The following is an 11,204-nucleotide window of genomic DNA, read 5'->3' as shown; positions in this document are numbered from 1 at the left end:
CTTTCAGCGAGCCCTGACCGATGACCATCGACCTCACCCGCCGCACCCTGCTTCAACTCGCCGGCGCCACCTCGCTTGCAATGGCGGCGGCGGGCGCGGCGCGCGCCGAGGGCGCACCACAGGGCGGTGGGCCGACCTACGCCAGCCGCACCCCGATGCGGGTCGGCATGGTGACGCTCCGGGTGAAGAGTCTCGACAAGGTTGCGGACTACTATCGCGACGTCATCGGACTCACCGTGATGGAGCGCTCGGCAACTGCTGCAAGGCTCGGCACGGCCGGTATCACCCTGCTGGTGCTGGAGGCCCGTCCTGATGCCGAGATCGAGCCACGCAGCGCCGCCGGCCTTTACCACACTGCGTTCCTGATGCCGACCCGCAAGGACTTGGCGCGCTGGTTGGTCGCAGCGGCCTCGCATCGTGTGCCGCTGTCGGGCTTTGCCGATCACCTCGTTAGCGAATCCGTCTATCTCGACGACCCCGAAGGCAACGGCATCGAGGTCTATGCCGACCGCGATCCCTCGCAATGGCAGTGGAGCGAGGGCAGCGTGAAGATGGCGGCCGACGAGCTCAACATTCCCGACCTGCTGTCGCTGACCAATACGCGCGTGCCTGATTATGCCAAGGCGCCCGACGGAATGCGCATCGGCCACATGCATCTGCGCGTCGGCGACCTCACGCAGGCTGAGCGCTTCTATCACGGTGCCATCGGCCTGGACCCGACCCGCAGCCGCAACGGTGCCGCGTTCCTGTCGTCGGGGCACTATCATCATCACCTTGGCATGAACGTCTGGCAGAGCCAGGGTGCCGGCCAACGCGACGATCAGGCAACGGGGCTCGCCTGGTTTTCGCTGGTGACGGAGAAGCCGGACCTGCTTGCCGCCCAAGACGAGCGCCTGCGCAAGGGCGGCGCGAAAGTCACGGCGCTGGCGAATGGCGTGGAGGCGATCGATCCCTGGGGCACGCGGGTGCGGCTGATCAGGGTTTGATCGCGGGCGCGAGCGTTGGTAAGACCGGTCAGGCGCAAGCCAGTTTCCGGGATTTACAGCTGACATGTCCGATTTTCGCGGCGTCTTCCCCTATCTCGTCTCGCCCGTCGCTGCCGACGGCGCAGTGCGGACGAACGTGCTCGCAAGGCTCTGCGACGATCTGATAAGCGCTGGCGTCCACGGTCTGACCCCGCTCGGCTCGACCGGCGAGTTCGCCTATCTTAATGCCGCCCAACGTACCGCGGTCGTGCAGACCACGATCGAGGCGGCCAAGGGGCGTGTGCCTGTCGTCGCGGGCGTCGCCTCCACCTCGACGGCGGACGCGGTGGCGCAGGCGAAGGCATATCAGAAGCTCGGTGCCGACGGCATTCTGGCGATCCTGGAAGCGTATTTCCCCCTCGCCGATGCCCAAATCGAATCCTATTTTCGCGCCATCGCGGATGCCGTGAACATCCCCGTCGTGATCTACACCAATCCGCAATTCCAGCGCTCCGATCTCACCCTCGACACCATCGCGCGCCTCGCCGAGCATCCGCGCATCGGCTACATCAAGGACGCCTCGACCAACACCGGCCGGCTGCTCTCGATCATGAACCGCTGCGGCGATGCCTTGCGGGTGTTCTCGGCCTCCGCCCACATTCCGGCCGCAGTGATGCTGATCGGCGGGCTCGGCTGGATGGCGGGCCCCGCCTGTATCATCCCACGCCAGAGCGTCGCGCTCTACGATCTCTGCAAGGCTGGCCGCTGGGACGAGGCGATGGCGCTCCAACGCAAGCTGTGGCGCATCAACGAGGCTTTTGCCCGCTTCAACCTGGCGGCTTGCATCAAGGCCGGCTTGGCCATCCAGGGCTACGACGTCGGCGATCCCGTCCCGCCGCAGACCGCTCTCACCGCCGATGCGCGCAAGGTCGTGGAAGCGGCCTTGCGGGAGTTGGCGTAGCCATCCCCTCTCGTCATGGCCGGGCATAGCCGTCCGAAGGACGGCGTCGCTTTCGCTCGCCTATGTCCCGGCTATCCACGCGCTTCCACACGAAAAGTACGTGGATGCCCGGGACAAGCCCGGGCATGACGAAATCGCGGATATACCGCCTAAAAGCGCGGCTGGTATGCCCTTGATCGATCCGCTAAAAGGCGGCCCGCAGTTTCGAAAAGACCCTGAGGACCCCACGGAATGAACATTCTTCCCGGCAATTTGCGTTTCGGAGCGGGGCAGCCCGTCAAGCGTTTGGAAGACCAGCGACTGCTCACCGGGAAGGGACAGTTCATCGACGACAAGCCGGAAGATGGCGCGCTGTGGTTGTACCTGTTGCGCTCGCCGCATGCCCACGCGAAGATCGTCTCGATCGACACGGCCGCCGCCACGGCGATGCCTGGCGTGACCGCGGTCTACACCGGCGCCGACCTCGTCAAGGACGACATCGGAATCATCCCGACCTTGAGTATCTTCAAGCGCCCCGACGGCAAGCCGATGACGGTGCCGCCACGCCGCCTGCTGGCGCACGAAATCGTGCGCTATGCGGGCGAGGCCGTGGCCGCCGTGGTGGCCTCCTCGCGTGCCGACGCGCAGAGCGCGGCCGAAGCGATCGTGGTCGAATATGACGTGCAGCCGGCCGTGGTCGATCCCGTCGAGGCGGTCAAGCCCGGTGCGCCATTGGTGTGGCCGGAGGCGCCCGACAACATCGTGGGCGCGATGAGCTACGGCGATGCCGCCAAGGTGGACGAGGCTTTTGCCAAGGCGGCGCATACCGTCGAGCTCGATCTCGTCAGCCAGCGCCTGGTGCCGTCGGCCATGGAGCCGCGCTCGACCATTGCCGAGATCGACAAGACGTCCGGCCGCCTTCTGCTGCATGTGCAGTCGCAGACGCCCGCCTCGACCCGCGACGTGCTGGCCGAGGCCGTGCTGAAGCGGCCGAAGGACAGCGTGCGCGTCCTGGTCGGCGATATCGGCGGCGGCTTTGGCCAGAAGACCAACCTCTATCCCGAGGACGGCATCGTTGCTTACGCCGCAACCAAGCTGAACAAAAAAATCCGCTGGCGCGGCGATCGCACCGACGAGTTCGTCGGCGGCACCCATGGCCGCGATCTGACCTCGACCGCTTCCTTCGCACTCGACGAGAAAGGCAAGGTGCTGGCCTATCGCGTCAGCTCGATCGGCTGTACCGGCGCGTATTCCTCGGGCGCGGCCAACATCATTCCGCTGGTGCTCGGCCCGTTCGTGCAGACCGGCGTCTACGATTTGCCGCTGGTGCATTTCGAGGTGAAGTCGGTGATGACCCACACCGCGCCGGTCGGTGCCTATCGTGGTGCGGGCCGGCCCGAGGCCGTGTTCATCGTCGAACGCCTGTTCGACGCGGCCGCGCGGAAAATCGGCATGGACCCGCGCGCGATCCGGAAAGCCAACTACATCAAGCCGGCGCAACTGCCCTACACCAATGCTGCGGGGCAGGTTTACGACTCCGGCGCCTTCGCGCACATGCTCGATCGCGCCGTGAAGCTTGCGGACTGGGACGGCTTTGCCGCGCGCAAGAAGGCCGCGAAGAAGAAGGGCCTGCTCTACGGCCGTGGGCTCACCTCCTATATCGAATGGACCGGCGGTCGTGCCCACACCGAGAAGGTAAGCCTGCACGCGACCGCGCAGGGCCGTGTCGTCCTGCATTCCGGCACCATGGCGATGGGGCAGGGGCTGCAGACCACCTACACCCAGATGATCTCCGACACGCTCGGCATTGCCATGGACAAGATCGACGTGGTCCAGGGCGATACTGATCTGGCGACGGGCTTCGGCAGCGTCGGCTCGCGTTCGCTGTTCGTCGGCGGCACGGCGGTCGCGGTCTCCTCCAACGATCTGATCCAGAAGGCGCGCGAGAAGGCGGCGAACGTGCTGGAGACCTCGATCGAGGACATCGAATACCAGGGCGGCATGCTCACCGTGGTCGGCACCGACCGCCGCATCAGCCTGTTCGACATTGCCGAGAAAGAAGGCGGCGCGAAACTCAGCGTCGATTCCGAAGGCGAGGTCGACGGTCCGAGCTGGCCGAACGGCACCCATATCTGCGAGGTCGAGATCGACCCCGAGACCGGCGTGTCCAAGGTCGTGCGCTACACCACCGTCGACGACGTCGGTGTCGCCGTGAACCCGATGCTAGTGAGCGGCCAGATCCACGGCGGCGTCGCACAGGGCATCGGTCAGGCGCTGTATGAGGGCGTGTCCTATGATGCCGACGGCCAGCTGCTCACCGCGAGCTATCAGGACTATTGCATCCCGCGCGCCGACGACGTTCCGCCGATCGTTGTGACGCTGGACGATTCCGCGCCCTGCCGCACCAATCCGCTCGGCGCCAAGGGCTGCGGCGAATCCGGCGCCATCGGCGGTCCGCCCTGCGTCACCAACGGTGTGATGGATGCGCTCGCCGAACTCGGCATCACCCAGCTGAATACGCCGCTGACGCCGCAGAAGATCTGGCAGGCGATCCGGGATGCGAAGGTGGGCGGTTAGCGGCCATTGTCGTGCTGGCTGTCGCCACAAATCCAACTCGTCGTCCCGGCCTTCGCCGGGACGACACCGAGGGTGAGGAAAAAGTTCGCGCTAAATCCCCAGCATCATCTTCGCAATAATATCGCGCTGGATCTCCGAGGTGCCGCCGAAGATCGTGTAGGCGCGGCCGTTGAGATATTCCGGTACCACCGTCAGCATCTCCTCCGGCATCGGCGGCTCATGGTTGAGCCTGTAGAGCGGGCGCATCGGCTCGACCGCGAGGGCGTCATGGCCGATCACGTCGGCGCCAAGCCGGGTCACGGCCTGCCGGATCTCGCTGTTGCGCAGCTTCAGGATCGACGACACCGCACCGGGATTCTGTCCGGTCTGCAGCGCCGATAGCACGCGCAGCTCGGTCATCTCCAGCGCGTCGATGTCGACCTCGACCTCGGAGATGCGCGTCGCGATGTCGGGACTGTCGATGGCGCGCCCCGTCAGGTCGGACTCGGCAAGCTCCGCGACCGCCTTCAGCCCCTCGCGCAATTTTGCCGAGGCGATGCCGGAGCCGCGCTCGAACTCGAGCAGATACTTGCCGTAGGTCCAGCCCTTGCCTTCCTCGCCGACGCGGTTCGCCACGGGAACGCGCACGTCGTCGAAGAACACCTGGTTGACCTCGTGGTCGCCGCCGATGGTGAGGATCGGGCGCGTCGTGATGCCCGGCGTCTTCATGTCGATCAGGATGAAGCTGATGCCGTCCTGCTGCCGCGGGCCGTCGCTGGTGCGCACCAGCGCGAACATGCGGTTGGCGTGGTGGGCATGCGTGGTCCAGATCTTGGTGCCGTTGATGATGTAGTCGTCACCGTCGCGCACCGCGCGCGTCTTCAGCGAAGAGAGATCGGAGCCGGAGCCCGGCTCGGAATAGCCCTGGCACCAATAGTCTTCGCCGGAGAGAATGCGCGGCAGGTAGAAGTTCTTCTGCTCCGCCGAGCCGAAACCGATGATGACGGGGCCGACCATCTTCACGCCCATCACGTTGACATTGGGCACCCCGGCCCGCGCACTTTCCGTCTCGAAAATCCAGCGCTGCGCCGGCGTCCAATCCGGCCCGCCATGCTCGAACGGCCAGCCCGGCGCGCCCCAGCCTTGCTTGTGCAGCGTGCGCTGCCAAGCCATGCCGATATCGGGGTCGGAGAACACCGACGGCGTCAGCGCGGTCGCGCGCTTCATCTCCTCGGTGAGATTTTTCGCAATGAAGCCGCGCACCTCGTCCTGGAAGGCGCGCTCCTCGGCATTGAACGACAGGTCCATGATGCGCTCCTTGTGTCAGGCTGGCACGGTGGTGCGGCCAAGCCGGGCGTGGCGGCCATAATGGTGGGCGCTGCCGCCGAACAGCGTGTCGAACGCGACCAGCCGCTTGAAATAAGCGCCGACCTCGAGCTCCTCGGTGACGCCCATGCCGCCGTGAAGCTGGATCGACTGCTCGCCGACGAAGCGCGCGGATTTGCCGATCTTCGCCTTCGCGCCCGACGCGGCCCGCGTGCGCTCGACCGGATCGGCGTCGACCTTCAGCGCGGCGCGCAACGCTATCGAGCGCGCTTCGTCAACCTGCACCGCCATGTCGGCGAGGCGGTGGCGGATCACCTGGTTGGCCGAGAGCGGCCGGCCGAATTGCTTTCGGATTTTTGTGTACTCCAGCGTGGTGTCCAGCAGCACCTGCATGATGCCGACGGCCTCGGCGCCAAGCGCGGCCATGGCGCGGTCAACAGCCCATTCGATGGCCGGCAGCGCGTCATGCCCGTTGCCGAGCAAGGCATCCTCCGGCAGTTGCACGTCCGACAGCGCGATGTTGCAAGCTCGCCCGCCGCCGAGGCGCTCGTAGTCGGAGATGGCAACATTCGGCGTCGTCGCCGGCACCAGGAAAAGGCCGATGCGGCCCGACGGTCCCTGATGATCATGGATATGCGCGGAGACGATGATCTCGTCGGCGGCATGACCGTCGAGCACGGCAATCTTGCTGCCGGCAAGGCGCCAGCCTTGCGCCGTCTTGTGGGCGGTGGTTGCAACCTTGGCAAGATCGAACCGCGCCGCGCGCTCGGAATGCGCGAACGCGAGCTTCAACGATCCATCCGCGATCTTCGGCAGGATGGCCTGCTTTTGCGCCGTGCTGCCGCACCGCTCGATCAACGCAGCGCCAAGCACGACCGTTGCGATATACGGCTCCGACACCAGCCCGCGGCCGAAGGCGTCCATCAAAATGCCGATCTCGACCACGCCGCCGCCAAGCCCGCCAAATTCCTCCGCGATCGGTAATGCCAGCCAGCCGAGTTCGGCGAATTGCGTCCACATCGCCGGGCTGAAGCCGAGCGGGTCGTTCGCCATCTTGCGGCGGTGATCGGCATCGTAGCTTTCGGCCACGAAGCGCTCCGCGCTTTCGCGCAGCAGCCGTTGCTCGTCGGTGAGATTGAGATCCATCCTGTCTACTCCGCGGCTGCCGGCGGCTTGCGCACGGAGGGGTGCAGGCCGGATGGATCGACCACCATGCCGAATTCCTGAAGATTATGCGCGTGGCAGAGCTGATGCAGCGCAAAGGCCTGGTCGATCGCGGCCGGCTGGCCCATCACGTCAACCGAGCGGTTCACGGCTTCCTTGGTCAGCTTCAGCGCAAAGGACGGTTTTGACGCGATTTTGCGCGCCAGCTCCAGCACGACGGATGAAAGCTCTGCGCGCGGCACGACCCGGTTGACCATGCCGAGCTGGTGCGCCTCCTGCGCGCTCCACGCGTCGGCCGTGAATAGAAATTCCTTGGCCTTGCGCGGGCCGAGCTCCCAGGGGTGCACGAACCATTCGACGCCGCAGACACCCATGGTGACCACGGGATCGCAGAACTGCGCATCGTCGCTGGCGACGATCAGATCGCAGGCCCAGGCCAGCATCAGGCCGCCGGCGATGCACTTGCCGTGCACCTCGGCAATGGTCGGCTTGGCGAGGTTGCGCCAGCGCCGCGTGATCTGGAGATAGATTTCCTGCTCGCGCGCGAAGCGGCCATGAGCGTTTGCTTCGGCGAAACCGCCCCAATTCCCGATCGGCGGAAAATCCACGCCGGCTTCATTCTTGCTGCCGGGCCGCAAATCATGGCCCGAGGAGAAGTGCGGACCGTTGCCGGCGAGAATGATCACCTTGACCGAATCGTCCTGCACCGCCTCATCGAAAGCGGCGTTGAGATCGTAGGTCATTTGCAGGTTCTGCGCGTTGCGCGCGTCGGGCCGGTTCATCACGATCCGGGCAATCGCCGGCTCCGGCCTCTCCACGAGGATGGTCTCGAACGAACTCATCGCGTTCCCCTGGCGTTCCCGACCCGGTATTATTGTTCCCTCAAGTTGACTATTACAGCCGGGATTAAGCAAGAGGCTTGCGTACATCGGCTGCATTTCGCGGCCTCGGCCCGGACAAGATGTCTGGCATCTCGCGCGCGCAATCTGGTAGCTTGCACCCGATTCCACCGGGAGAAATTTGATGCGCAAGATCCTGACCGTACTGGCGGCGCTGGCCTCGTTGAGCCTCACCAATTGCGGCTACAACGCGATCCAGAGCGAGGACGAGCAGATCAAGGCCAACTGGTCCGAGGTCGTGAACCAGTATCAGCGCCGCGCCGATCTCGTGCCCAATCTCGTCAACTCGGTGAAGGGTTTTGCGCAGCAGGAGAAGGACGTGCTGCTCGGCGTCACCAATGCCCGCGCCAAGGTCGGCAGCATCCAGGCGACGCCCGAGGTGCTGAACGATCCCGCCGCATTCCAGAAATTCCAGGCCGCCCAGGGCGAGCTCTCCGGCGCGCTGTCGCGGCTGCTCGTGGTCACCGAGAACTACCCGCAGCTCAAGTCGGATGCGCTGTTCAAGGATTTGATGTCGCAGCTCGAGGGCACCGAGAACCGCATCACGGTGGCGCGCAACCGCTACATCAAGGCGGTCCAGGACTACAACGTCACCATCCGGTCGTTCCCGAGCAACGTCACCGCGATGATGTTCGGCTACAAGGAGAAGCCGAACTTCACGGTCGGGAACGAGAAGGAAATCTCGACCGCACCGAAGGTCGATTTCAATCCGGCGCCCGCGCCGTCGAAGTAAGTGCGCACTGTTTTGCGAACGCGCTTCGCCCCACCCACTACTGTCATTCCCCGCCAAAGCGGGGAATCCAGTACGCCGCGGCTTCGCCGTATCCCGCCGGCGTCTCTGGAATACTGGATCGCCCGGTCAAGCCGGGCGATGACAGCCCATGTGTGGCGAGCGATAGTCGCTGTCGCATTCTCATTCTTCCTCACCTTTGCGCTTCCCGCCTCGGCCGATGTCGCCATACCCCAACTCACCGGCCGCGTGGTCGATCAGACCGGCACGCTCTCCAGCGGTGACATCGCCGCGTTGTCGCAAAAGCTGCAGGACTTCGAGACGCGCAAGGGCAGCCAGGTCGCCGTCCTGATCGTGCCGACGACGGATCCGGAGACGATCGAGCAATTCGCGATCCGCGTTGCGGAGGCCTGGAAGATCGGGCGCAAGAAGGTCGATGACGGCGCCATCCTCGTCGTGGCCAAGAACGACCGGCATTTGCGCATCGAGGTCGGTTACGGCCTCGAGGGCGCGCTCACCGACGTCACGTCGCGGCGCATCATCGATGAAGCCATCACGCCGAAATTCAGGAGCGGTGATTTCGCCGGCGGCATCACGGCAGGCGTCGATCGCATGATCCGCGTCATCGACGGCGAGCCGCTGCCGACGCCCTCGCGCAGCGTGAATTTCGGCGATTGGAACGACGTCGAGCCGCTTTTTTACTTCCTGCTGTTCGGCCCGCTGGTGATCGGCGGCATCCTGCGCTCCATATTCGGGCGGCTGTTCGGTTCGGGAATAACGGGAGCGATCGTTGGTGTCCTCGCCTGGTTCGTGATCGGCTCCGCGGTCGTTGGACTGGGCGTCGGTGTGCTCGGCGCTGTCCTGACGTTTATCGCCGATCTGTTTGGGGCGGGATCGGGCACGGGGTCGTCGCGTCGCGGCTCGTGGTCGAGCGGCCCGTCATCCGGCGGCTGGAGCAGCGGGTCGTCGTCGAGTGGCGGCTTCAGTGGCGGTGGCGGCAGTTTTGGCGGCGGCGGCGCCTCGGGGAGCTGGTAGGTCATGAGCATCAAGCGCATCACCCGGCATCTGCTCCAGCATCATTGGCGTGCCAAGCAGGTGTTTCCTAAGGGCGTGCTCGACCGCATCGAGCAGGCGATCAAGCGCGGCGAAGCCAGCCATTCCGGTCAGGTCCGGTTCGTGGTCGAAGGCGCGCTCGACGGCGGTCCGCTGTTTCGCAACCAGCCGGCGCGCGAGCGCGCGCTCGACGTGTTCTCGCAACTGCGCATCTGGGACACCGCGCACAACAACGGCGTCCTGATCTATCTCCTGCTCGCCGACCGCGATGTCGAGATCATCGCCGACCGCGGTATCGATGCGAAGGTTGGCGCCGAGGGCTGGGAGAGCATCTGCCGCGCGATGGAGGCGGAGTTCAGATTAGGGCAATTCGAACGCGGCGTGATCGACGGCATCGAGGCGGTGTCCCGCGAGCTGGCAAGGCATTTCCCGCCGCAGGGCCCGCATGCGAACGAGCTGCCGGATGCGCCGGTGGTGATGTAGTCCCGGCTGATAGCCCACACTCCGTCATTGCGAGCGCAGCGAAGCAATCCAGATTGTCTCCGCGGTGGGACTCTGAGCCTCCCCTAAATCGGTGGACACCTATAGCTTAGACAGCAAGAGGTGTCAGATGACGAAACGGCAGCGACGTTCTTATTCGGACGAGTACAAGCGGCAGGCAGTTGATCTGGTTTTGTCGAGCGGCCGCTCGGCGAAGTCGGTATCGAAGGAGCTCGGGCTTGACGGCTCCGTGCTGAGCCGATGGGTGGCGGAGCAGGGCACGGCGAGAGCCGGCGGCAGCGCCGTGGCGCCCACATCGCAAGCGGCGGTGCCGTCGGCGGACCAAGCTGACGTGATTGCGCGGTTGCAGCGGGAAAACGAACAGCTGCGCTTGGAGCGCGACATTTTAAAAAAGTCGATCGCGATCTTTGCTGGACCCCGGACATGAGGTTCCGTTTTATCGAGGATCGCCGCACGGACTATCCGGTCAAGGTCATGTGCCGTGTGCTCGGCGTCTCGCCCGCGGGCTACTATGCCTGGCGGTCGCGCCCGGAAAGCCTCCGGGCCTTGGCTAATCGAGCGCTGCTGGAAGGCATCCAGCGGGTTCATCGCGATAGCCATGGCCGCTATGGCAGCCCGCGCATTCATGTCGAACTCAAAGCCCAGGGACATCATGCAAGCCGTGGCCGGATCGAGCGGCAGATGCGCCATCATGGCATTCGAGCCATCTCGGCCGGGCCGCGACGATGCCGCACCACCGACAGCGGGCATGGCTTCCCGATCGCGCCGAACCTGCTCGGCCGGAACTTCTCGGCCGCCATGCGCAATCAGGTCTGGCTCGCTGACATCACCTTTGTCTGGACCGACCAGGGCTGGTTGTATCTGGCGGCCGTCATGGATCTGTACAGCCGCCGTATCGTGGGCTGGGCCATGGACGACCATCTGCGCGCAGAACTGCCGCTCGCCGCATTACGAATGGCGATCAAGGCGCAAAGCCAGGTCCCGGGCTGATCCATCATTCCGATCGCGGCACACAAGGCGGATTCAAACGGTCGTCGCAACACCAGGAGTTTGGAGGTTGCGATGAACGT

Annotated in this window: 11 protein-coding genes; 8 read left to right on the top strand and 3 right to left on the bottom strand. The window is 65.0% G+C overall.

The genetic code is table 11. The annotated features are described in order from the left end of the window. Positions 1-20 precede the first annotated feature (20 nt). The 3 genes from BRA1253DRAFT_RS17825 to BRA1253DRAFT_RS17815 all read left to right on the top strand — a co-directional run bounded on the left by BRA1253DRAFT_RS17825 (position 21) and on the right by BRA1253DRAFT_RS17815 (position 4,482). Positions 21-986: a VOC family protein gene (locus BRA1253DRAFT_RS17825; RefSeq protein WP_007596546.1), complete on the top strand. Its 966-nt coding sequence runs from the start codon at positions 21-23 to the stop codon at positions 984-986. Positions 987-1,050: 64 nt separating this feature from the next. Beyond that, complete coding sequence (locus BRA1253DRAFT_RS17820) at positions 1,051-1,926, top strand: dihydrodipicolinate synthase family protein (protein WP_007596544.1); 876 nt, start codon at positions 1,051-1,053, stop codon at positions 1,924-1,926. Between the two features lie 231 nt (positions 1,927-2,157). Further along, positions 2,158-4,482: a xanthine dehydrogenase family protein molybdopterin-binding subunit gene (locus tag BRA1253DRAFT_RS17815; protein ID WP_007596542.1), complete on the top strand. Its 2,325-nt coding sequence runs from the start codon at positions 2,158-2,160 to the stop codon at positions 4,480-4,482. Between the two features lie 90 nt (positions 4,483-4,572). On the opposite strand, the gene BRA1253DRAFT_RS17810 is transcribed toward BRA1253DRAFT_RS17815, so the two are convergent. Genes BRA1253DRAFT_RS17810 through BRA1253DRAFT_RS17800 form a run of 3 tightly spaced genes read right to left on the bottom strand, consistent with a single transcriptional unit; the run spans position 4,573 to position 7,793 of the window. After that, entirely contained in the window at positions 4,573-5,769 is a 1,197-nt protein-coding gene (locus BRA1253DRAFT_RS17810) for an acyl-CoA dehydrogenase family protein (RefSeq protein ID WP_007596541.1), read from the bottom strand. Positions 5,770-5,784: 15 nt separating this feature from the next. Next, complete coding sequence (locus BRA1253DRAFT_RS17805) at positions 5,785-6,933, bottom strand: acyl-CoA dehydrogenase family protein (protein ID WP_007596539.1); 1,149 nt, start codon at positions 6,931-6,933, stop codon at positions 5,785-5,787. Positions 6,934-6,938: 5 nt separating this feature from the next. Continuing rightward, a complete protein-coding gene (locus BRA1253DRAFT_RS17800) occupies positions 6,939-7,793 on the bottom strand; it encodes an enoyl-CoA hydratase (protein ID WP_007596537.1) in 855 nt (284 codons plus the stop codon). A 181-nt stretch (positions 7,794-7,974) separates the two neighbouring features. Here BRA1253DRAFT_RS17800 and BRA1253DRAFT_RS17795 point away from each other — a divergent pair, with 181 nt between their 5' ends. The 5 genes from BRA1253DRAFT_RS17795 to BRA1253DRAFT_RS17775 all read left to right on the top strand — a co-directional run bounded on the left by BRA1253DRAFT_RS17795 (position 7,975) and on the right by BRA1253DRAFT_RS17775 (position 11,124). Continuing rightward, positions 7,975-8,583, top strand: coding sequence for a LemA family protein (locus tag BRA1253DRAFT_RS17795; protein WP_007596535.1), 609 nt, complete (start codon positions 7,975-7,977; stop codon positions 8,581-8,583). Between the two features lie 138 nt (positions 8,584-8,721). Then, entirely contained in the window at positions 8,722-9,615 is an 894-nt protein-coding gene (locus tag BRA1253DRAFT_RS17790; RefSeq protein WP_007596534.1) for a YgcG family protein, read from the top strand. A gap of 3 nt (positions 9,616-9,618) precedes the next feature. After that, positions 9,619-10,116 (top strand): TPM domain-containing protein, encoded by a 498-nt coding sequence (locus BRA1253DRAFT_RS17785; RefSeq protein WP_007596533.1) that lies wholly within the window; start codon positions 9,619-9,621, stop codon positions 10,114-10,116. A 127-nt stretch (positions 10,117-10,243) separates the two neighbouring features. Beyond that, positions 10,244-10,561 carry a transposase gene (locus BRA1253DRAFT_RS17780; RefSeq protein WP_007593706.1) on the top strand — a complete coding sequence of 106 codons (318 nt, stop codon included), beginning with the start codon at positions 10,244-10,246 and terminating at the stop codon, positions 10,559-10,561. Then, positions 10,558-11,124, top strand: a complete 567-nt coding sequence (locus tag BRA1253DRAFT_RS17775) for an IS3 family transposase (RefSeq protein WP_051058436.1) — start codon at positions 10,558-10,560, stop codon at positions 11,122-11,124. The genes BRA1253DRAFT_RS17780 and BRA1253DRAFT_RS17775 overlap by 4 nt, the downstream gene beginning before the upstream one ends. Positions 11,125-11,204 lie beyond the last annotated feature (80 nt).

Source organism: Bradyrhizobium sp. WSM1253, from assembly GCF_000244935.1.
Classification (GTDB): domain Bacteria; phylum Pseudomonadota; class Alphaproteobacteria; order Rhizobiales; family Xanthobacteraceae; genus Bradyrhizobium; species Bradyrhizobium canariense.
Note: the sequence above shows the minus strand (reverse complement) of the source record. Positions and strands in the feature narration are given on the sequence as shown.